Annotated in this window: 15 protein-coding genes; 5 read left to right on the plus strand and 10 right to left on the minus strand. The window is 41.1% G+C overall.

The features are described from left to right. Positions 1-99 precede the first annotated feature (99 nt). The 7 genes from dinB to malQ all read right to left on the minus strand — a co-directional run bounded on the left by dinB (position 100) and on the right by malQ (position 13,274). On the minus strand, positions 100-1,173 hold the full coding sequence (gene dinB / locus L5B76_RS01005; RefSeq protein WP_265753894.1) for a DNA polymerase IV: 1,074 nt from the start codon (positions 1,171-1,173) through the stop codon (positions 100-102). 147 nt (positions 1,174-1,320) lie between these two features. Then, the gene (locus L5B76_RS01010) at positions 1,321-3,783 is read right to left on the minus strand and encodes a glycogen/starch/alpha-glucan phosphorylase (RefSeq protein ID WP_265753895.1); all 2,463 of its coding nucleotides are present in this window, start codon (positions 3,781-3,783) and stop codon (positions 1,321-1,323) included. A 133-nt stretch (positions 3,784-3,916) separates the two neighbouring features. After that, positions 3,917-5,350 carry a glycogen synthase GlgA gene (gene glgA / locus L5B76_RS01015; protein WP_265753896.1) on the minus strand — a complete coding sequence of 478 codons (1,434 nt, stop codon included), beginning with the start codon at positions 5,348-5,350 and terminating at the stop codon, positions 3,917-3,919. 75 nt (positions 5,351-5,425) lie between these two features. Next, positions 5,426-6,733 (minus strand): glucose-1-phosphate adenylyltransferase, encoded by a 1,308-nt coding sequence (gene glgC / locus L5B76_RS01020; RefSeq protein WP_103852863.1) that lies wholly within the window; start codon positions 6,731-6,733, stop codon positions 5,426-5,428. A gap of 15 nt (positions 6,734-6,748) precedes the next feature. Further along, complete coding sequence (gene glgX / locus L5B76_RS01025) at positions 6,749-8,770, minus strand: glycogen debranching protein GlgX (RefSeq protein ID WP_265753897.1); 2,022 nt, start codon at positions 8,768-8,770, stop codon at positions 6,749-6,751. 25 nt (positions 8,771-8,795) lie between these two features. Further along, complete coding sequence (glgB, locus tag L5B76_RS01030) at positions 8,796-11,159, minus strand: 1,4-alpha-glucan branching protein GlgB (protein WP_265753898.1); 2,364 nt, start codon at positions 11,157-11,159, stop codon at positions 8,796-8,798. A gap of 9 nt (positions 11,160-11,168) precedes the next feature. Then, on the minus strand, positions 11,169-13,274 hold the full coding sequence (gene malQ / locus L5B76_RS01035; protein WP_265755500.1) for a 4-alpha-glucanotransferase: 2,106 nt from the start codon (positions 13,272-13,274) through the stop codon (positions 11,169-11,171). Positions 13,275-13,523: 249 nt separating this feature from the next. Here malQ and L5B76_RS01040 point away from each other — a divergent pair, with 249 nt between their 5' ends. After that, positions 13,524-13,820 carry a type II toxin-antitoxin system RelE/ParE family toxin gene (locus L5B76_RS01040; protein ID WP_194751429.1) on the plus strand — a complete coding sequence of 99 codons (297 nt, stop codon included), beginning with the start codon at positions 13,524-13,526 and terminating at the stop codon, positions 13,818-13,820. 2 nt (positions 13,821-13,822) lie between these two features. Next, positions 13,823-14,113 (plus strand): addiction module antidote protein, encoded by a 291-nt coding sequence (locus L5B76_RS01045; RefSeq protein ID WP_115249659.1) that lies wholly within the window; start codon positions 13,823-13,825, stop codon positions 14,111-14,113. A 29-nt stretch (positions 14,114-14,142) separates the two neighbouring features. Here L5B76_RS01045 and L5B76_RS01050 read toward each other — a convergent pair whose 3' ends face one another. Together L5B76_RS01050 and glnS are read right to left on the minus strand one after the other, a co-directional pair. Next, on the minus strand, positions 14,143-14,583 hold the full coding sequence (locus tag L5B76_RS01050; RefSeq protein WP_265753899.1) for a YcgN family cysteine cluster protein: 441 nt from the start codon (positions 14,581-14,583) through the stop codon (positions 14,143-14,145). 72 nt (positions 14,584-14,655) lie between these two features. Continuing rightward, positions 14,656-16,314 carry a glutamine--tRNA ligase gene (gene glnS / locus L5B76_RS01055; RefSeq protein ID WP_265753900.1) on the minus strand — a complete coding sequence of 553 codons (1,659 nt, stop codon included), beginning with the start codon at positions 16,312-16,314 and terminating at the stop codon, positions 14,656-14,658. Between the two features lie 232 nt (positions 16,315-16,546). On the opposite strand from glnS, the gene L5B76_RS01060 reads away from it, so the two are divergent. The 3 genes from L5B76_RS01060 (at position 16,547) to tdeA (ending at position 21,132) form a co-directional block, all read left to right on the plus strand. Next, on the plus strand, positions 16,547-17,713 hold the full coding sequence (locus tag L5B76_RS01060) for an efflux RND transporter periplasmic adaptor subunit (RefSeq protein WP_265753901.1): 1,167 nt from the start codon (positions 16,547-16,549) through the stop codon (positions 17,711-17,713). A gap of 17 nt (positions 17,714-17,730) precedes the next feature. Next, positions 17,731-19,665, plus strand: coding sequence for a MacB family efflux pump subunit (locus L5B76_RS01065; RefSeq protein ID WP_265753902.1), 1,935 nt, complete (start codon positions 17,731-17,733; stop codon positions 19,663-19,665). Positions 19,666-19,761: 96 nt separating this feature from the next. Next, a complete protein-coding gene (gene tdeA / locus L5B76_RS01070) occupies positions 19,762-21,132 on the plus strand; it encodes a toxin/drug exporter TdeA (RefSeq protein WP_265755501.1) in 1,371 nt (456 codons plus the stop codon). A 118-nt stretch (positions 21,133-21,250) separates the two neighbouring features. Here tdeA and tyrA read toward each other — a convergent pair whose 3' ends face one another. After that, positions 21,251-22,375, minus strand: a complete 1,125-nt coding sequence (gene tyrA / locus L5B76_RS01075; protein WP_265753903.1) for a bifunctional chorismate mutase/prephenate dehydrogenase — start codon at positions 22,373-22,375, stop codon at positions 21,251-21,253. Between the last annotated feature and the right edge of the window lie 13 nt (positions 22,376-22,388).

Raw genomic sequence — 22,388 nt, forward strand, 5'->3', positions numbered from 1 at the left:
AAAAAGTTCCTCGCTGTGAGTATGTAGTTGATTATCCAATAAATGATTAAAGGAATAACCAATATAATTATAAATTTTGTAATTTCAAGATTTAACAGATCAGTTTTCCCATAAACTCATCTGTTTTTCTTCTTGTTGCTCGGGTAAATTAACCTGTAAGCCGATTAATCGAATGGATTTATCTTGACGGCGCTGCCAAATTTGCGCCAATAAGGCACGGAAATTTTCTTGCGAAAAATCCACCGCACTTTTTTCTAAGGTGGTGATTTGGAAATCATCGAATTTTAATTTCACGCCAATTTTGCGTAATTTTTGCAAAGGCAAATCAGGGCAAGCACGCTGTACACGACGCACTAATTGCTCATAAAGCTGATTTAACACGGCCTCACCTTGTTCAAGTGCGGTGATATTTTTCAATAACGTGGTTTCCACCCCTACGGATTTACGTAACCGCTCAGGCTGCACTTCCCTTTCATCAATGGCGTGGCTAAAATTCCAAATACGCTGTCCGCTCTTGCCGAGTTGATTGAGCAATAAATGCTGTTCAAATTGTTGCACATCGGCACAGGTTTTTAAGCCCATTTCCAATAAACGCTGGGTGGTTACTTTCCCCACACCGGGAATGGCACTGAGCGGCAGGTTGCGAACGAATTCGTCCACATCATCTGGCTCGATCACAAATTGCCCATTCGGCTTATTTTTATCAGAAGCGATTTTGGCCAGAAATTTTAACGGTGCTACACCAGCAGACGCGGTAAGCTGGGTTTCAGCAAAAATGGTTTGGCGGATTTCTTGTGCGATCCAAGTGGCTGAGCCGGAACATTGCTGACAATCCGTGACATCTAAATAGGCTTCATCTAAAGATAAGGGTTCAACCAAATGGGTATAACGATGAAATATTTGCTGAATTTGTTGCGATACCTGTTTATACAACGGCATATTCACAGGCAATAAAATCAAATTTGGGCAACGTTTCAAGGCTTGTGCCGTTGGCATTGCGCTATGTAAACCAAATTTTCTAGCTTCATAATTGCAAGTGCTTAACACGCCACGTTGCTCAGATGAACCGCCCACCGCCACAGGTTTGCCTTTAAAATGCGGTTTATCACGCAACTCAATAGAAGCATAAAAGCAATCCATATCAATATGAATGATTTTTCTTGTTTTTGACATTGTGGCGTAAATTTCTGGAAAAAATAATGGATAAAGTGCGGTGCAAAATTGGCAATATTTTACCTGTTTTTAAGGTAAATCGAAAATAACAAAAGTGCGGTAAAAAATTAGGGCGAATTTTTCGCCCTAACTGTTTTTAATGAAGATTTAGCTTAATTTAAGTGGATGAATTTTCCAGATTTTTTTCGCATATTCTTCAATGGTTCTGTCTGATGAGAAGAAACTCATATTGACGATATTTTGTAACGCACTGTTTGTCCAAGCCTTTTGATCACGGTATTTTTCATCAACCCGTTTTTGAGCTTCCACATAGCTTTGGAAATCAGCAAAGGATTGATAATAGTCGTGATAACACAAGCCGTTAAGCAAATCTTGATAACGATGCGGATCATTCGGCGAGAATAATCCTGACGTGATTTGGTCAATCACACGGCGTAATTGTTCATTGCTTTGGTAAATATCGTATGGGCGGTAGCCGTTACGACGTAACTCTTCCACCTGTTCTACGGTATGCCCAAAGATGAAAATGTTGTCTTCACCCACGTTTTCTAAGATCTCTACGTTTGCACCGTCCAATGTTCCCAAGGTTAATGCACCGTTGAGGGCAAATTTCATATTACTTGTGCCTGACGCTTCTGTTCCTGCAAGGGAAATTTGTTCAGAAATATCGGCCGCTGGAATGATAATTTGCGCAAGGCTGACGCTGTAATTCGGGATAAACACCACTTTTAAGCGGCCTTGTAAACGCTCATCGTTATTGATGACTTTGGCCACATCGTTAATTAAGTTAATGGTTTGTTTCGCTGCGTAATAGGCTGAAGCCGCTTTCCCCGCCAGAATAAACACGCGTGGCGTCCAATCTTTTTCAGGGTGTTCGAGCATTTCGTTATAGCGTGCGATGATGTGTAATACATTGAGAATTTGGCGTTTGTATTCGTGAATACGTTTTACTTGTACGTCAAATAAAGCATCTGGATTGAGTTCAATGCCTAATTCTTTTTTCACATAATCCGCTAAGCGAACTTTGTTGGCACGTTTAATTGCAGGAATAGCTTTTTGCACTTCTGGATCCTCAATATGTGCTTTGAACTCATTTAATAAGCTCAGATCACGACGCCATTCCGTGCCAATATAACGATCAAATAATGCGGATAAATCTGGGTTTGCCACTGCAATCCAACGGCGTGGTGTAATACCATTGGTAACGTTAGTGAAGCGTTCTGGGTAAATATGAGCAAAATCCGCAAAGGTTGAAGTAACCATTAAATCTGAATGGATTGCCGCTACCCCATTGACTTTGTGCGATCCCACAACAGATAACCAGCCCATACGCACTTTGCGTACATCGCCTTCTTCAATTAAAGACACGCGGCGAATGAAATCATCGTCTGTGGTTACATAAGTGCGGACATATTCTAAGAAATAATCATTGATTTCAAAAATAATTTGTAAATGGCGCGGTAAGATTTTCGCCATCATTTCCACTGGCCAAGTTTCTAATGCTTCCGACATCAAGGTGTGGCAAGTGTAAGAGAAAATACGGCGGCACATATCCCACGCGGTTTTCCAATCATAGCCTTCTTTATCCACTAGAATATACATTAATTCAGGAATAGCTAAGGCTGGGTGGGTATCATTTAAGTGGATTGCCACTTTATCGGCAAGATTTTTCACGCTGCCGTGAGTGCGTTTGTGACGTTTGATAATATCTTGTAATGATGCGGAAACTAAGAAATACTCTTGGCGTAAACGCAATTCACGTCCTGCCCAAGTGGAATCATCAGGGTATAACACGCGAGAAACGTTTTCGCTAGCAGCACGTTGTTCTACCGCACGGAAATAATCACCACGGTTAAATTCTGCCAAGTTGAAAGAATCCCCTGCGTGGGCGCTCCATAAACGTAAAGTTGCGGCGCTGTCATTGGCATAGCCAGGGATCATTTGGTCATAAGCCAATGCGACAATTTCTTCCTTGCTATCCCACACACATTTTTTGCCTTCAAAATGAATATGTCCACCGAATTGGATATTGAAACGTTTAGATGGACGAATAAATTCCCAAGGCGCGCCTTTTTCTAACCACGCATCAGGTTTTTCTACCTGTTTGCCGTCTTCAATAGCTTGTTGGAACATTCCGTATTCATAACGAATACCATAACCCATACCAGGGATTGCAAGGGTGGCAATCGAATCCATAAAGCACGCAGCTAAGCGCCCTAAACCACCGTTACCTAAACCGGGATCAACTTCTTTTTCGATGATCTCTTCTAAATCTACATCAAGCTCTGCTAACGCATCTTTAGCAAGGGTGTAAACGCCCTCTGCTATCAATGCATTAGAGAGGGTGCGTCCCATTAAATATTCCATTGATAAATAATAAACACGGCGTGTTTTTTCATCACGGGATTGACGGGCAGTAGAAATCCAGCCCTCTGTAACAAGATCACGCACTGCATAAAGGGTGGCGTTTAGCCAATCACGTTGGCTTGCTTCTTGTGGTGAGCGTCCAATTAAGAAAATCAATTTATACACAATCGCTTTTTTCAGCGATTCTGTGGTTTGCTCAGGTTGGTTATAAGAAAATGGAAAATCGATATTATCCATTGTCATAAGTGGCTCTCCTAATTTATTTCAATTTAAAATCGGCGTATTTTTATCCTTTTCGCATAAAAACACAACAAAAATTAGCCTAAAATCGCAGATTTTTCCACCGCACTTAGATTTTAGGCAAAATATAATGACGCTATAAAATACGTTGATATAAATCTTGATAATGTCTTGCTGCAATTTGCCAGCTGAAATCTTGCTCCATTGCAACCACACGCACGCTTTGCCATAGGCGTTGTTTTTGCCAAAGTGCAAAGGCGTTGTTAATCGCCCAGCGTAGCCCATCTGCATCAGCATCATTAAATACAAATCCTGTGGCTTTGCGTGCTTTGATATTTTCAGAATAGCTATCCACCACTGTATCCGCCAAGCCGCCTGTGGCGCGCACTAATGGTAACGTGCCGTATTTCAAGCCATAAAGTTGGGTTAAGCCACAAGGCTCAAAACGGCTTGGTACTAAAATCACATCACCACCCGCAATAATTAGGTGTGATAAGGCTTCATCGTAACCAATTTTTACTGCGATATTTTCAGGATAACGTTCTGCAAGGTGGCGTAATCCTTCTTCTAAATGCGGTGCGCCTGAGCCAAGTAAAGCAAGCTGACCGCCTTGTTGTACAATGGTTTCGGCACTTTGAATAAGTAAATCTACGCCTTTTTGTTCCGTTAAACGGGTAACCATAACAAATAACAAGGCATCAGGCTGTTGTGGAAGATTGAAATAGGCCTGCAATTTTTCTTTATTTTTGCGTTTCCCTGTCATTGCTTTTAATTTGTAATGATCTTCAATGTACTGATCCACATTCGGGTTCCAAATTTGCTCATCAACCCCATTCAGAATACCGACTAAGCGCCCTTGATGCGCTAAGGTTTGTAGCAACCCTTGCAAACCGTAGCCAAATTCTGGTGTGGTGATTTCTTTGGCATAGGTTGGGCTAACAGCGGTAACCACATCGGAATAATAAAGCCCTGATTTCAAATAAGAAATTTGTCCGTGTAACTCTAAGCCATCAATATGGAACATTTCCAACGGTAGACCTAGCTCAAACAAATGGTGATAAGAAAACACGCCCTGATAAGCGAGATTATGAATGGTAAATACCGATTTTGCAGGACGGCCTTTAAGCGCTAAATAGGCACTGGTTAATCCAGCGTGCCAATCGTGCGCGTGCACCACTTCCGCTTGCCACCACGCATCTAAGCCCACCGCAAGCTCTGCTCCAACCCAACCGAGCAAAGCAAAGCGTTTATAGTTATCGGCATAATCGTTATACCATTGATCGTGGTAAGGATTACCCTCTCTGGCATACAAATGTGGCGCATCAATTAAATAAACCCCTAGTCCGTTATATTCGCCATAACGCAGCACAATATGCCCAGCAAAATTATCAAATTCCGCTACCACAACGGTGTTAGGAATACCTGCGGCAATGGCAGGATAAGCAGGCAGTAAAATTCGGGTGTCCATTCCAATTTGCTGTTGCGCAAAAGGCAATGCTCCCATCACATCAGCTAATCCGCCTGTTTTGAGTAACGGATAAAGTTCTGAACAAACGTGTAAAACTCTCATTCTTTTTTATTCCTTAAAACAGAGAAATACGGTGAAAATTCATAAAAATTCCACCGCACTTCTCTTGGCTTTGTATTAATCTAAATGGGCTTCAAAGGCGATTTTTTCACCATTGAGCTTCTTTAACATTGAAGCGGTAACTAGCACAACGCCGCCGCTACTCACTCTAAAGCGTTTGCTATCCAGTTCTAAATCCACGCCAATTTGCATTCCATCTGGAATCACACTGTGGCGATCGATGATACAGCGTTTGAGCGTACAGTTTTTACCAATGGTAACTTGCGGTAGCACTACGCTGTGATCCACCAATGAGCCCTCTTGCACGGTAACGCGATCAAACAGAACAGAATAGCTAATGGACGCATCGGTAATCACACAACCGCCCGAAATCAAACAGTTATCTACTGGTTTAATGTCTGATTTGCTATAAAAGAATTTTGACGGATAAGTTTGCGTTGGGTTACCACGAATTGGCCAGCGCTGATCATAAATATCCAACTGTGGATTTTCAGAAACCAAGTCAATGTTGGATTGCCAGAAGCTGTCCAATGTTCCTACATCACGCCAGTAAATTTCGCCATCGGTGTTGCGTCCCATACAAGAACGGCTAAATGGGTGGGCATAAAGCGTGCCTTCTTCTAAACATTTTGGCAACACATCTTTACCGAAATCGTGAGAAGTATAAGGGGTGTTCACTTCACGCTCTAAAATATCGTAGAGGTAATCGGCGTTAAACACATAAATCCCCATTGAAGCCAAAGACACATTTGGTTTGCCTGCCATTGCTGGAGGATCTTTTGGTTTTTCAACGAAAGCTTTGACTTTAAGATTTTCATCTACCGCCATTACCCCAAATTCACAGGCTTTTTCACGCTCCACTTCAATACAGCCAACGGTACATTTTGCATTGCTTGAAACGTGATCGAGCAACATTTGGCTATAATCTTGTTTATAAATATGGTCGCCTGCTAAGATTAAAATATATTTCGGGCAGTAATGATCACGAATAATCGCCATATTTTGATACACCGCATCTGCCGTGCCACGATACCAAGTGGAATCATCAATTTGCTGACGTGCTGGCAACATATCAATAAACTCACCACGCTCTTGTGGCAAGAACGACCAGCCTTTTTGTAAATGGCGTAGTAATGAATGTGCTGCATATTGGGTAACCACACCAATATGGTTTAGCCCTGAGTTAATACAGTTGGATAAGGCAAAATCAATAATTCGTCTGTTGCCGCCAAAATAAAGTGCTGGTTTTGCCCGTTTATCGGTGAGTTCATAAAGCCGTGAACCGCGTCCTCCCGCTAAAATTAATACCAAGGTATCTTTCACAAGATCATATTTATTGGGTGATTTTGAAATACTGTTGCTCATTGCATTTTCCTCGCATTAATTTATTGATTGCTCAATAGTCATTTCCTTTTTTCTCGTGCAACATACGAATGCGAGATCATTTACAGCCCATCGATTTCCTTGCATTTGTACTGACGCACCACAATATACAACTTCCCATTTCCCTTCAGGCAACAAGAATGTTTGTAATTCTGCTTTTGCATTGATTAAAAGTAACCAATCTTCATCTAATTGAATTTGCATTGCTTTGCTATGGGGATTGTGCCAATCTTCCACACGCATTAATTCCCCTTGTGGATTGCGCCATTGCACGTTTTCATCTGTCCACCATTGATCCCGTTGTAGGCTTGGGATCGTTTTACGCAATGCAATAAATTGTTTTACCGCTTCAAATAAGTGCGGTTGAAATTCCTGCCAATTTAACCAAGTGATTTCGTTATCTTGGCAATAGGCGTTATTGTTGCCTTGTTGGCTATGCCCAAATTCATCACCAGCTAGCAGCATTGGCGTGCCATTGGCTAACAATAAACTGCCTAGCAAGCCACAAGCACTTAAAAATCGTTGGTATTTCACGTCATCAGGGATATTTTCCACGCCCTCTATGCCGTGGTTATAACTATAATTTTCGTTACGCCCATCACGGTTTTGCTCGCCATTGGCAAGATTATGTTTTTCGTTATAACTGGTAAGATCGCGCAGGGTGAAGCCATCGTGTGCCGTGATAAAATTCACCGAATTATGTGGCTTACGGTCGCCATTTTGATAAATATCGCTTGAACCTGCGAAACGCTGAGCAAAACCGCCTAATTCGCCACTTTTCCACAGCCAAAAACGACACATATCATCACGGAAACGATCGTTCCATTCGGCAAAATAGCTCGGGAAATTGCCTACTTGATAGCCCCCCTCGCCAATGTCCCAAGGTTCTGCAATAAATTTACAGTGCTGTAAACGTGGCTCTTGCGCGATTTCTGCAAACAGCTGTGCCTGTGGGTTAAAAGCTGGGGTTTCTCTGCCTAACACTGTGGCGAGATCAAAACGGAAACCGTCAATATGACATTCTTCCACCCAATAAATTAAGCAATCCAACACCCAGCGGCGAGTAATATCATTGGCTAAATTTAAGGTATTGCCGCAGCCTGTGGCGTTTAGATATTCACCCTGCTCGTTTTGCCAATAGTAAGCCCGATCATCAATTCCACGCTGGCTAAAGGTTGGAAAATGTTTTTCTGATTCCATACTGTGGTTGAATACCACATCTAAAATCACTTCAATGCCCGCTTGGTGAAGTGCGCGAACCATTGTTTTAAATTCGCTTAATGGCGTTGTGTCAGCTTGTCCCGACCAATATTCCGATTCCACCGCAAACATCGCTAAAGGGCTGTATCCCCAATAATTGGCTAAGCCTTTTTCCTGTAAATGGGGTTCATCAAGGTGATAATTTATTGGCAAAATTTCCACAGCACTTATGCCGAGTTCTTTTAAATAGGCAATCATTGTGGGGTGTGCTAACCCCGCATAAGTGCCACGAATGGCTTCAGGCAAATCTTCTCTCAGTTGCGTGAAACCTTTAACGTGCAATTCATAAATAATGGTTTCTGCCCAAGGTGTAGCTAAGGGTTTATCACCTTGCCAATCAAACGCTTCGCTTTCCAATACGGCTTTTGGGGCAAGATGGGCGTTATCTCTCAGATCACTAAGCAAAAACCATTGCCGTTTTTCATCGCTACTTAAATCTGGCTTGCCAATAACCGCTTTGGCATAAGGATCAAGCATTAATTTTTGTGGGTTGCACAATGCGCCGTCTTTTCCCGTAATACGAAAGCCATATTGCGTGCCATAAGGCAGATCGCCCACCCACAAATGCCAAACATCACCGCTTTGGTACATTTCCAGTGGCAATTCTTGTCCGTCAAAAAATAAACATAATTTGACGTTCTCTGCACAGGAAGAAAATAAGGCAAAATTCCACCCCTCTTTTTTCTTACCTGAATCATATTGCAAAATTTCAACGCTACTTCCTAAGGGATAAGGCTTTCCTACTGCTGTGCTGATCATTGTGCTATCCATTTATCCGTTTTACTTATGCTTTTTTCTTCGTGGCTTTTTTGCTTTTAGCTGTATTGGCTTTTGTTACATTTGCCACTTTTTCAGCTTTCGCTGTTTTCGCCTTTTGCCCTTTTTCCGCTGTATCCGTTTTTTCAGCTTTTTTCACTTTTTCTACTTTTGTACTTTGCGCTTTTTTTGCACTTTTTGCTGGCTTTTTCCATTTTAAATAAATGGTTGCCAATGGCGGAATGGTTACGGAAATAGAATGATCTTTATCGTGGCTTGGAATTTCTTCACTCACCACTTCCCCTTGGTTGCCTACGTTAGAACCTTGGTAGAAATAAGAATCCGTATTAAGAATTTCTTCATACACGCCCGCTTCATTCACGCCAAAGCGATAATCATAACGTGGCACTGGTGTGAAGTTACTGATCACAATAATGCGCTCATCATCGCGGCTGCAACGCTCAAACACGAACACAGAATTTTGATAATCGTCCACCACAAGCCAGTTAAAGCCTTTTGGATCGCAATCTAATTGGTATAACGCTGGGTGATTTTGATAAGTGCGGTTTAAATCTCGCACTAAATTTAATACGCCTTTATGCCAGCCACCGCCAATACTTTCATCAAGCAAGAACCAATCTAGGCTTTCTTGATAATTCCATTCACGCCCTTGCGCAAATTCGTTACCCATAAAGAGCAATTTTTTGCCTGGATAGCCCCACATATAGCCATAATAAGCACGCAAATTAGCAAATTGTTGCCACGCATCGCCCGGCATTTTGCCGATCAGTGAGCCTTTGCCGTGTACAACTTCATCGTGAGAAAGTGGCAACACAAAGTTTTCACTATATTGATACATCATTCCAAAGGTCATTTGATCGTGATGATGTTGGCGATAAATCGGATCTCTTTTCATATAGGCAAGGGTGTCGTTCATCCAACCCATATTCCATTTGAAATGGAAACCTAAACCGCCGTCTTGCGGTGGGTGGGTTACGCCAGCAAAGGAGGTGGATTCTTCCGCAATGGTAATTGCGCCCGCATTTTCCGTGCCAAGGACATAATTGGTATGTTTTAAAAACTCAATGGCTTCTAGATTTTCACGACCACCATATTGATTTGGAATCCATTCACCGTCTGCGCGGCTATAATCGCGGTAAATCATTGATGCCACTGCATCGACACGCAAGCCATCTAAACCAAAGCGTTCAAGCCAATATAACGCATTGCCTGATAAGAAGTTTTTTACCTCGTGGCGGCCATAGTTATAAATTAAGGTATTCCAATCCTGATGATAGCCTTCTCTTGGATCGGCGTGTTCATACAACGCCGTGCCATCAAAAGCTACCAAGCCGTGGGTATCACTTGGGAAATGCCCCGGTACCCAATCTAAAATCACATTAATGCCTGCGGCGTGAGCTTTATCGACTAAGCGTTTAAAGCCTTCAGGTGTGCCAAAACGGCTGGTTGGCGAATAAAGTCCAATAGGTTGATAGCCCCAAGAGCCGTCAAATGGAAATTCCGATAAAGGCAGAAATTCAATATGGGTAAAGCCCATTTCTTTCACATAAGGAATAAGCTCGTCTGCAATTTGGTCATAATCTAGCCAGAAATTATTCTCCAGATTACGCCGCCAAGAGCCTAAATGCACTTCATAAATAGAAATCGGTTGATCGAACTGGTTCGCTTTGCGGCGTTGTTCGGTCATTTCCACCACATCTGGCAATGGGCTAATTTGTGAAGCCGTATCAGGGCGAAGCTGTGAGCTAAAGGCATAAGGATCCGCTTTTAAGCGTAGTTGATCGTTGCAATCTAATACTTCAAACTTATACAGTTGTCCAAGCGCGGCTTTTGGCACAAATAATTCCCAAATCCCACTGGATGCGTGAAAACGCATTGGGTGGCGGCGACCGTCCCAATAGTTGAAATCGCCCACCACAGAAACCCGTTTCGCATTTGGCGCCCATAAACGGAAATTCACGCCCGACACACCTTCACATTCCATAAAATGCGCACCGAGAATTTCATAAGGACGTAAATGAGAACCTTCTGCCAACAACCAATTATCTAGCTCTTGAATCATTGGGTGGAAGCGATAAGGATCTTCAATAATTTGTGGCTCATTGCCCCAATAAACTTCAAGCTGATAAGCAAAAAAACTGCGCGTATCAGGCATTACACCGGCGAAAAAGCCACGTTCATCAAGGCAATCTAATTCGCACACCTTTTGTTGATTTTCTTTATTAACAATTACGACTTTATCCGCATCAGGCAATAACACGCGGATTTCAATGCCTTTTTCGGTTTCGTGCATACCTAACACGGAAAACGGATCGGAATGTGTGCCGTTGAAAAACGCATTAATGGTTTCTTGTGGAAGGAATTTATTCATATAAACCTCTTATCGCAGACGCGCTTGGTTAATTTCGGTTAAAAGTGCGGTGATTTTTTCGTCAGAAAAGATTTCTTCAATGGAACGAGATAATCTCATTCGCCAATTTGGATATTCCAATGACGTCCCCGGTAAATTGAAGGAAATTTCTTGCTCCAATAAATTTTCTAACTGTACGCCAATGAGCTTGGTTTGGCTTTCTGCCAAATAAAGGTGGATCACTCGCATTAAGTTTTGGTGCATTGCCATACTGAGCGCATCGCCCCAGTAATCATCAGGCAAATATTGATCACGATGCAGACTATTGAGTAAGGCCTGTTTGTCAATGACACGCTGATCATATTTCTGTTTCACCACCTCCCCTTGTAACACGCCAAGTTGGGCGAAAAGTTCCAGATCACGACAATGCCAAAAGCTACTTAAAGACGGAACATCGTGCGTGCCAACAGTAGCAAAAGCGTTAATTGGGAAAGCGTGCTTGTCAGGATATTGCAAATCCTGCTGTTCAAAATACAGCACAAAATAGGAAAAAACCTGAAATTCGTTTAATTTCCACCGCACTTCATCTGGCACTGTGCCTAAATCCTCGCCCACCACAAGGCATTGATTACGCTGACTTTCAATGGCTAAAATTGCCATTAATTCAGCAAAAGGATAATGCACATAAAGCCCATCTGCGGCGTTTTTTTCAGGGGGAATAAGCCACAAGCGGAACAGCCCCATAATGTGATCAATACGTAACACACCAAAATGCTGCATATTGGCCCGCAATAATTCAATAAAAGGTTGAAAACCGCGAGCTTTTAACTCAGTCGGATTGTAAGGCGGAATATTCCAATTTTGCCCCACAGGGCCAAGCGGATCAGGCGGTGCGCCCACAGAAGCATCAACGCAATAAAGCTGCGGATCAGCCCATACATCAGCACTGCCCCTTGAGCTGCTCACGGCTAAATCGCCATAAATACCTAAGCTCATTCCTTTCGCTTGGCATAAGGTTTGCAGATCATTAAGTTGTTCTTGCGCCAGCCATTGTAGCCAGCAATAAAACATCACTTGGTCTTTATGCTGACGGATTAATTTATCCCGTTGTTTATCATTAAGCTGTTGATATTGTTTCCAACCAAGCCAACCAATTTGATTTTCTTGCTCAATGGCTTGGTGGGAACTTTGGCGATCTAAGCATTCAAATAAGCCTTGATATAACAAGCCTTTGCCCTGTTGTTTAACAAAATCCGCAAAGGCTTTTTGTCGTTGCTGCATTTTTGCCGCACGGCTACGTTGGAAATAAGCATAAAGTTTCTCAAGTGCGGTGAATTTTAGCTGCGTAATTTCCGTATAATTCACTTGCTCCGCTTGGCGTAAGGCCGCAAGTTGCTGCTGAATATTCTCTTGATTCAGCCAATTTTGCACGGATTTACACAATTTATATTCAGGTAGATCGTCAATGGCAAGATAAAGCCAATTCAAATAGCGTCTTGATGCTGAACTATAAGGGCTTGCCCATTCAGGCACGGCGGAATACATTGCGTGCAGCGGGTTAATCCCAATAAATTCCGCCCCATACATTACGCCCTTTTCCACCAAATAAGCCAAATCAGCAAAATCCCCAATCCCCCAATTTCGCGCTGAACGCAAACCATAAAGCTGAACATTCAAGCCCCACGCTTTTTGCTGTTGAAAAATCGCAGGTTGATAGGCGGTTTTCGGGCTAACTAAAAGGCGAACGTAGTAGTTTCTTTCGCGGCTGGAAAGCTGTAAAAGATAATAGCCAAAAGGCTGCGCAGGAAAAGAAAGTTGATGATTAGAAAAGGAAAGTGGCGTTACAGGCTGATGTTGTTCATTAAATAAGGTAACTTGAAGAATATGGCTGTCGAGATTTAACCGTGCAATATCATAAACAATGGTTTCCCCCTCCTGCGCCACAAAAACATCATCAAATTGCACCGCACTTTTATTTTCTATGTCCTCTGGATTTTCTCTCTGTAAGGAAAGCAGCTCAATAAAATACGCCAAACTCTCTGGATTGGCATAAATCAAATTGCCATCAATATCATAATGAGAAATGGCTATGCCTAATTTCTCAGCCTTTGCTTGAAGTGTTGCGCTAATATCCATATGCTTTTCCAACAACCATAAATACTGGAGAATTAACTTCATTCTACAAATCAATGAGTTAAAAGCAAACGGTTTCCTTTAAATTCGTGATCTCCGTCAAATAAAGATTGTTCGGTATTAAGTGGAAAATATAAAGTGAATTTTGCATAGACAAATCAGATTATAAGAAATATTCAATTTGATAACTACAGTTTACAAATAAAGATTTAGCGCTATAATGCATCTATTCTCAATTCCCTAATAATCACGATGATTTCCATAAAGCGTACTGAAACCTTTGATAAATGGTTAAAAAATCTTAAAGATCAACGTGCGAAAATCAAAATTCTTGCACGATTAAAACGTTTATCATTTGGCAATTTTGGTGATGTCAAGCCTATTGGTGAGGGTTTATCAGAGCTGAGAATTACTGAAGGAAAAGGTTATCGGGTATATTTGAAAAATCATAATGGTGAATGGGTTATTTTGTTATGTGGTGGAGATAAATCCACTCAATCTAACGATATTTTAAAAGCCAAACAATTAGCTAAGGAGCTGGGAGTTTGAAAATGGAAAAATTAACTGATTTTGATGTGGCTGAATATCTCAATAATGAAGATGAAATGCAGCTTTATCTGAATGAAGTTTTACAAGAAGATAATATGGAACTTATTCTTTCTGCACTTGGTGATATTGCCAAAGCAAGGAATATGAGCCAATTATCGAGAGAAACGGGTATTAGCCGAGAAGGATTATATAAAGCTTTATCTGGGTCTGGCAACCCAACTTTTGCAACGGTACTAAAAGTGATGAAAGCCTTAAATCTTACCTTTCAAGTAAAACCGAGTGTCAGTCTGTAAAATAATTTGCACTTAAGGCTAAGTGCAAATTAGACATCATCAATCACAAACTCAAACCAATCAATCACATCTTTTTCGTGAATGCCATTTTCAATAGGAATATGCGCGAGCTTTACGCTATTGGGATCGCCAGAAATTAACGGATGCCAATCAAACAGTGGTTTATTTTCATATAATAACCGATAGGCACAGGTGGCTGGCAGCCAATGGAAATCAGGCAAATTCTTTTTGGTGAGTTTGGTACAATCGGCTTCAAGCTGAAAACGTTGCGAATAATTACCGCACTTTCCTGTTTCTAAATCTAATAAATTGCAGGCAATACGAGTAAAATATAACTTTTTCCGCCGCCCTCGCCCTTCAATAAATTTACGATAACAGCATTTGCCGCAACCATCGCACAGGGCTTCCCATTCTGCTTCATTCATTTCTAACAGCGATTTATGCTGCCAAAAGTTTTTGTCTAATTGCATTGTGATTATTCAATAAAAAAGTGCGGTAAAAATTTTCTCAATTTTTCACCGCACTTATTGTTTAGAAAAGAATTAGAACCCTTCTTTCAAACTTACGGTTAAGTTGAAAATTAGGTGTTCTGGGTGGCTGTCTTTGCTGTCTGCGCAGAAATAGCCTTCACGTTCAAATTGGTAGGCTTTTTCTTCTTGTGTGTTAGCTAAACTTTTTTCCACAAAACCGTGTTTTACCACCAAAGAATTTGGATTTAACACTTCGTAAAGCTCTTCAGCAGCACTTGGGTTTGGCACAGTGAATAATTTGTCGTATAAACGGAATTCAGCTGGCACATTGTCTGTGGCAGAAACCCAATGAATTACGCCTTTGACTTTACGCCCGTCCGCAGGATTTTTGCCTAAGGTTTCAGGATCATAAGTACAATAAACGGTGGTGATGTTGCCCGCAGCATCTTTTTCCACACGCTCCGCCTTAATCACATAAGCATTACGCAAACGCACTTCTTTGCCTAATACTAAACGTTTATATTGTTTGTTCGCTTCTTCACGGAAATCCGCTTGATCAATATAAATTTCTTTAGTAAATGGCAATTGGCGATGGCCTAATTCTTCGCGATTTGGGTGATTTGGTGCAGGAAGCATTTCTTGTCCGTCAAAGTTTTCAATCACGATTTTTAACGGATTAATCACCGCCATTGCACGCGGTGCATTTTGGTTAAGATCATCACGAATACAAGATTCTAACGCACTGAATTCCACCACGTTATCTTGCTTGGTTACCCCAATACGGCGACAAAATTCACGGATTGACGCTGGCGTATAACCACGGCGGCGTAAACCTGAAATGGTCGGCATACGCGGATCGTTCCAACCATCAACCACTTCATCTTCTACTAATTTCAACAATTTACGCTTAGACGTGAGGGTATATTCCAAGTTCAAACGTGAAAATTCATACTGATGTGGCAATGGGCGTTTAATGGAAATATGCTCAAGCACCCAATCGTATAAACGGCGGTTATCTTGGAATTCCAAGGTACATAATGAATGCGTAATGCCCTCAATGGCATCGGAAATACAATGAGTGAAATCGTACATTGGATAAATACACCATTTATTCCCTGTATTGTGGTGTTCCGCAAATTTAATGCGGTATAACACCGGATCACGCATTACCATAAACGGTGATGCCATATCAATTTTGGCACGCAAGCTAGCTTTTCCTTCGGCAAACTCGCCATTTTTCATTTTTTCAAATAAGGCTAAGTTTTCTTCCACGCTACGATCACGATAAGGGCTGTTTTTTCCCGGTTCGGTCAATGTGCCACGATATTCACGCATTTGCTCTGGTGAAAGTTCATCAACGTAAGCAAGCCCCTTTTCGATCAGTTCAATGGCATAACCATAAAGCGCGTCAAAATAATCGGAGGCATAACGTGCTTTACCTTCCCAATGAAAGCCAAGCCATTCTACATCCTGTTTAATCGAATCCACATATTCCACATCTTCTTTAACCGGGTTGGTATCGTCAAAACGCAGGTTACACAAACCTTTGTAATCTTCTGCAATACCGAAATTTAAACAGATAGATTTTGCGTGACCAATATGTAAATAGCCATTTGGTTCTGGTGGGAAACGGGTATAAACGTGGTTTACTTTTCCTGCTTCCAAATCTTCATCAATAATATGACGAATAAAATTGGTAGGTTGATGTTCGTTCTCTGTAATATGGCTCATTTTGACCTCAAAATATTCTCGATTTTTGTAAAAAAATTGCCGTCCATTCTACTATGTTTACAGGCAGAATTCAAAAGTGCGGTTGATTTTCCTTGCATAAATGATACAATTCACGCCCTAAAAATGAACGAACGTTCATTCAGTGTAAATTGATTGTTCTTAAGATCTTCTTAAGAAAGATTTTCTACTATAATCATCAAATAAAACCGTTGTTATTTTTCTCGGAGTTTTTATGCGTAAAAAAACGATTTTTTCCCTGCTTGCCATTGGGCTAATGGTATTTGGTGCTTATAGTTATTTCACCCATTCTAATCAACAAGAAACCACCTATTTAACCGAACAGGTGCATCGTGGTGAGATAAAAAAATCTGTCATTACTGCTGGCACGGTACGAGCCTATAATCGTGTAGAAGTCGGTGCGCAGGCCTCAGGTAAAATTGAAAAAATTCACGTTGTACTAGGACAGCACATCAAGCAAGGCGATTTAATCGCAGAAATTGATTCAAAAAATCAAGTGAATGCGTTAAATTCGGCACAAGCGGAATTAAAGGCTTATCAAGCTCAGCTTAATGCCAAGCAAGTGGCTTACAATGTGGCCAAATCGGCCTATGATCGTCTTGCGAAATTATATGCAAGTAAATCAACGTCCTTAGATGAACTGAATGCGGCAAAGAATAATTTATCTGCCGCTAAGGCGGCGATTTCTGAAGTGGAAGCCTCCATTCAACGTGCTGAAATTCAGGTGGATACGGCTAAAACAAACTTGGCATACACAAAAATTCTTTCACCTCTTGATGGCACAGTCATTTCCATTCCTGTCTCTGAAGGTCAAACAGTCAATGCGAATCAAACCACCCCAACTATTGTACAAGTTGCTGATTTAACTAAAATTTTAATTAAACCCGAAATTTCTGAAGGGGATATTACAAAAGTAAAAGCAGGAATGAAAGTGGAGTTCACTACCCTTTCCGATCCAGATAAAGTGTATCAATCCACCATTCATTCTGTTGATCCTGCCATCACCACGCTCACGGATAATGAATATAAAGAAAGTGCGTCAGATACCAGCGCTGTTTATTACTATGCTAATGTATTGGTAGATAATCCTGATAACCAACTACGCATTGGAATGACCACACAAAATACAATCATCATTGCCGATGAACAAAATGCCTTACTCATTCCGACAATTACGTTACACAAAGAAGGAAAAGAAACCTTCGTTAATCTCTTAATAGATAATAATAAAGTAGAAAAACGCAAAGTTGTTACAGGGTTAAGTGATGGTATGAATACGCAAATTCTAAGTGGCTTATCAGAAGGCGAAAAAGTGATTTCCTCACAAGTAACCCGCGATGAAAAAGTAGGTAATTCATTCCGTGGCCCTCGAATTTTATAAAGTGCGGTGGTTTTTTTATGAATATTATTGAATTAAGCCACATTAACAAATTTTTCGGTGAAGGCGAAAACCGCACTCAGGTGTTAAAAGACATCAATTTAAACATCAAAAAAGGCGATTTTATTGCCATTATTGGCCAATCAGGTTCAGGCAAATCTACTTTAATGAATATTATTGGCTGCTTGGATACAGCGACATCTGGCTCTTATAAAGTCGATGGTTTAGAAGTCAGCCAACTCAATCGTGATCAGCTTTCTGATTTACGGCAGAAAAAATTTGGTTTTATTTTTCAACGCTATAACCTGCTTTCAACCCTAAGTGCGGTGGAAAATGTGGCACTTCCTGCCATTTATGCAGGCATTGATCAGCCTACTCGCCTACAACGAGCCAAACAGTTATTAGAAAAATTAGGCTTAGGCGATCGCTTAGAAAACAAGCCAAATCAGCTTTCAGGCGGGCAACAACAGCGTGTGAGTATTGCACGTGCCTTGATGAATGGGGGCGAAATTATTTTAGCCGATGAACCTACTGGCGCGTTAGATAGCAAAAGTGGCGAAACGGTGATGGATATTCTCACTCAGCTACACAGCGAGGGCCACACCATTATTTTGGTCACGCACGATAAAAACGTGGCAAATTTTGCTAATCGTATTATTGAGATCAAAGACGGCAAAATTATTGAAGATCGCCGCAAATCGGAACAAATTACACAAAAACAAGACATCGCACCGCAAAGCAATAAAAGCCGATTACAATTTTATAAAGATCAATTTGTTGAATCTTTCAAAATGTCTATTAAAGCCATTGTGGCGCATAAACTACGTTCCCTGCTGACAATGTTAGGGATTATTATTGGTATTACTTCAGTAGTTTGCGTGGTTGCCTTGGGAAACGGCTCGCAACAAAAAATCCTTAGCAATATCAATGCGATGGGAACAAACACAATGGATATTTATAACGGTACGGGCTTTGGTGATCGGCGCGCAGCGAAAAATCAAAATCTTACCGTGGCGGATGCCGATATGCTTGCCAAACAAAGCTATATTGCCAGTGTTACGCCAAATAGCTCGGTGAACGGCACGCTCACTTACGGCAACCAAAGTTTCACCGCCCAAGTGCGTGGCGTGGGCGAGCAATATTTTAATGTGCGCGGTTTAAGCAAGGCTGAAGGCTCATTCTTCAGCGCAGACGCCGTAAAACACAGCGAACAAGTGGCGGTGATTGATGAAAACACATTACGCGAAGTGTTCAACAATCAAAATCCCCTTGGCAAAGTTTTGATGATTAATAAAAAGCCATTGCGTATCATCGGTGTAGCAACGAGCAATAATATGGGAATGAATAGCTCAAGTTTAAATATTTATATCCCTTACACGACGGCGATGAACAAAATTTCGGGCAATCAAAAAATTAGCTCAATCACGGTAAAAATTCGTGATGAAATTAGTTCTAAAGTGGCAGAAAAAGATCTCACTCGCCTGCTCACCGTGCGCCACGGCAAAAAAGATTTTTTCGTGTTTAACACCGATACTATTAAGCAAACCATTGAAAGCACCACAAACACAATGAAGTTGCTGATTTCTTCCATTGCCATTATTTCCCTTGTGGTAGGTGGCATTGGAGTGATGAATATTATGCTGGTTTCGGTAACTGAGCGAACCAAAGAAATTGGCGTGCGAATGGCCATTGGCGCAAGACAATTTAATATCTTGCAACAATTTTTAATTGAAGCGGTGCTGATTTGCTTAATTGGTGGCATCACTGGCGTGGTGCTATCAATGGTGCTAGGCACCGTGTTTAATTGGCTGGTGAAAGATTTTACCATGATCTTTTCCACCTTCTCGATTATCGCCGCTCTGCTCTGCTCAAGCTTAATTGGGGTGATTTTTGGCTATATGCCAGCAAAAAATGCTTCGCAATTAAATCCAATTACCGCTTTAGCTCAGGAATAGTTTTTTGATAAAATTTCAACAATCAGGCAATAAAAAATCGGCAAAATTACACCGCACTTTATTTGCTTACGATTTTATTTAATAAGGAAAAAAATGATGTTAAAACAATCCAAACTCTCACTTGCTATTGGCTTGTCTGTGCTGTTAGCTGGCTGTGCGAATCTTGACGATTCTTACAAAGCGTCACAACAAGATTTCCAACAATATGAAGAATTAACCAAACAATACAACATTCAAGAAAATTGGTGGACGCTGTATAAAGACCCGCAGCTTAATCAATTAGTTGAGCAAGCCTTGGAAAATAACAAAGATTTAGCCAAAGCAGCCATTGCTGTAAATACGGCACTTTATAACGCGAATTTAATCGGCGCAAATTTAGTACCGAATTTCAGTGGTTCGGTGTCTTCTTCAGCTAATAAAAATATCCACGATGGCGGCTCTTCAGTGATTAGCCACGGTGGTGCATTAAACGTGAGTTATACCCTAGATTTATGGCGTCGTTTAGCTGATTCTGCTTCTGCTGCAGAATGGCGACACGCTGCCAGCGAACAAGATCTTGAAGCAGCGCGCATTTCATTAATCAACTCCGTGATCTTAACCTACTATCAACTTGGTTACTTAAATGATGCGATTAGCACCGTGAATAAAACCATCAATTACTATTCCGAAATTAACCGCATTATGCAAAATAAATTCCGCCAAGGCGTGGCAGATCGCGCAAGTTCCGATCAAGCGCAACAAGCGGTTTTAACAGCGCGTAACAGCTTAATCAATTACCAAACGCAAAAGAAAACAGCAGAAGCCACATTGCGTAACTTATTGAATTTAAAACCAAGTGATCCATTAAAAGTGAACTACCCGCATATTCTTAAAGTGAAAAATGTGGGGGTAAACCTTAATGTACCTCTTTCTGCCATTGCTAATCGTCCAGACGTAAAAGGCTATCAATATCGCTTAAACAGCGCTTTCAAAGATGCTAAAGCAATGCAAAAAAGCTGGTTCCCAACCATTACCTTGGGCGGAAGTTTAGGTTCTAGCGGCAATAAAATTGACAACGCATTCAACACCCCTATCGCTGGCGGAACGGTAGGAATTAGCTTGCCATTCTTGAGCTGGAATACGGTGAAATGGAACGTAAAAATTTCAGAATCAGCCTATGATTTAGCATTAGTGAATTTTGAGCAAAGTATTACAAAAGCATTAAACGATATTGATACTAATTATTTTGCTTACAGCCAAGCACGTCAAAACTTTGCGAACTTAAAACAAACTTATGATTACAATAAACGTATCACGCAATATTATAAAAATCGCTATGATGCAGGCATTTCTGAATTAAGAGAATGGCTAAACGCCGCCAGCACCGAGCGTAATTCTGAGCTTTCTATTTTGAACGCTAAATATAATCTTATTCAAAGTGAAAATGCGGTTTATAGTGCAATGGGCGGCTATTACTCTGCAAAATAATTGTTATTGAATAACGATTAAAACAAAAGTGCGGTGAAAAAATCCAAAATTTTTTACCGCACTTTTTAATGGTAATAATGAAAATAAAAAACTGGCTTTCACCAGTTTTTTATTTTACTTAATGTTGTCTATAATCATTCGCCTGCTGCAATAATTGGCGGCTTTCTTTTAAGAATTGTTCAGAATAATCACCGAACCAATCGCGTACTTGCTCGAAAGCTTGGATAAAACCTTGTTTATCGCCTTGTTCAAAGAATTTTAGGCTTTCTTCATAGCTTTGTTTTAGGCTTTCGATCACTTCAAGGTTTTCTGGTTTATCCATAATAATATCTGCGTATAATGCGCCATCTTGGGCGAACAAGCGTCCGATCATTGCCAGTTCTAAGCGGTAAATTGGCGAAGATAAGGCTAATAGTTTCGCCAATTCCACAGGTTGTTTGGATAAATGCAGACCGTTGGCAAAGGTGGCAAAGTGGCGTAAGGCTTGAATGTAAGTCATACTTTGATCGTGTTCGGCGGCGTCCACTTGATAAATTTTCGCTCCCCAAATGCTGATTTGATCTAATAGCCATTGATAGCGTTCTGGATAACGCCCATCACAACGCACCACCACTTGTTTCGCCATACTTGCAATATCTGGCCCGAACATTGGGTGCAAGCCCACCACTGCCCCTTTATGCACTTCCAGCATTTTGGCAAGCGGCGCTTTTTTCACCGAGGTGAGATCGGTGAGCAACATATTTTCTGTTAAATAAGGTGCAAGACGTTCAATGGTTTCCACCGTGTTTACGATAGGTACGGACACAATAACTACATCTGCGCCCGATAAAATCTGCGCGGCGTTGTCCCAATCCTTTCGCCCTAAACTTTCTACTTGATAACCAGAAAGTTGCAGATAACGTGCGAATAATCCGCCTAGCTTGCCTTTTCCTCCCACAATCACAATTTTTTTGATGTTGGGATTAACGGTTTTAAAGCCAAATTGATTTTCTCTGGTGTAAGATTCGCGCATTAAACGGCGTAATACATCTTCGATTAAATCAGGCGGTACGCCAAGTTTTTCCGCTTCTTGCCGTCTTGCTTGCAACATTTCTGCTTCACGATTTGGCACATAAATGGGTAAGCCGTGTTGATGTTTAATTTCCCCCACTTTTTTTACCAATGCCAAGCGTTTTGCGAATAATTGCAATAATTCTTGATCCAGTGTATCAATTTCTGTACGCAGTTCTTTTAGGGCGTCCACGTTATTGTCCTTA

It is taken from the genome of Avibacterium sp. 21-594 (assembly GCF_026226815.1).
In the GTDB taxonomy this organism is placed as follows: Bacteria; Pseudomonadota; Gammaproteobacteria; order Enterobacterales; family Pasteurellaceae; genus Avibacterium; species Avibacterium avium.

Bases quoted from the DNA above. Each gene is read 5' to 3' on its own strand.
- glnS (WP_265753900.1), bottom strand. From the start codon at position 16,314: ATGAGCCATATTACAGAGAACGAACATCAACCTACCAATTTTATTCGT.
- dinB (WP_265753894.1), bottom strand. From the start codon at position 1,173: ATGTCAAAAACAAGAAAAATCATTCATATTGATATGGATTGCTTTTAT.
- L5B76_RS01010 (WP_265753895.1), bottom strand. From the start codon at position 3,783: ATGACAATGGATAATATCGATTTTCCATTTTCTTATAACCAACCTGAG.
- malQ (WP_265755500.1), bottom strand. From the start codon at position 13,274: ATGGATATTAGCGCAACACTTCAAGCAAAGGCTGAGAAATTAGGCATA.
- L5B76_RS01040 (WP_194751429.1), top strand. From the start codon at position 13,524: ATGATTTCCATAAAGCGTACTGAAACCTTTGATAAATGGTTAAAAAAT.
- glgA (WP_265753896.1), bottom strand. From the start codon at position 5,350: ATGAGAGTTTTACACGTTTGTTCAGAACTTTATCCGTTACTCAAAACA.
- L5B76_RS01060 (WP_265753901.1), top strand. From the start codon at position 16,547: ATGCGTAAAAAAACGATTTTTTCCCTGCTTGCCATTGGGCTAATGGTA.
- L5B76_RS01045 (WP_115249659.1), top strand. From the start codon at position 13,823: ATGGAAAAATTAACTGATTTTGATGTGGCTGAATATCTCAATAATGAA.
- glgX (WP_265753897.1), bottom strand. From the start codon at position 8,770: ATGATCAGCACAGCAGTAGGAAAGCCTTATCCCTTAGGAAGTAGCGTT.
- L5B76_RS01050 (WP_265753899.1), bottom strand. From the start codon at position 14,583: ATGCAATTAGACAAAAACTTTTGGCAGCATAAATCGCTGTTAGAAATG.
- glgB (WP_265753898.1), bottom strand. From the start codon at position 11,159: ATGAATAAATTCCTTCCACAAGAAACCATTAATGCGTTTTTCAACGGC.
- tdeA (WP_265755501.1), top strand. From the start codon at position 19,762: ATGTTAAAACAATCCAAACTCTCACTTGCTATTGGCTTGTCTGTGCTG.
- glgC (WP_103852863.1), bottom strand. From the start codon at position 6,733: ATGAGCAACAGTATTTCAAAATCACCCAATAAATATGATCTTGTGAAA.
- L5B76_RS01065 (WP_265753902.1), top strand. From the start codon at position 17,731: ATGAATATTATTGAATTAAGCCACATTAACAAATTTTTCGGTGAAGGC.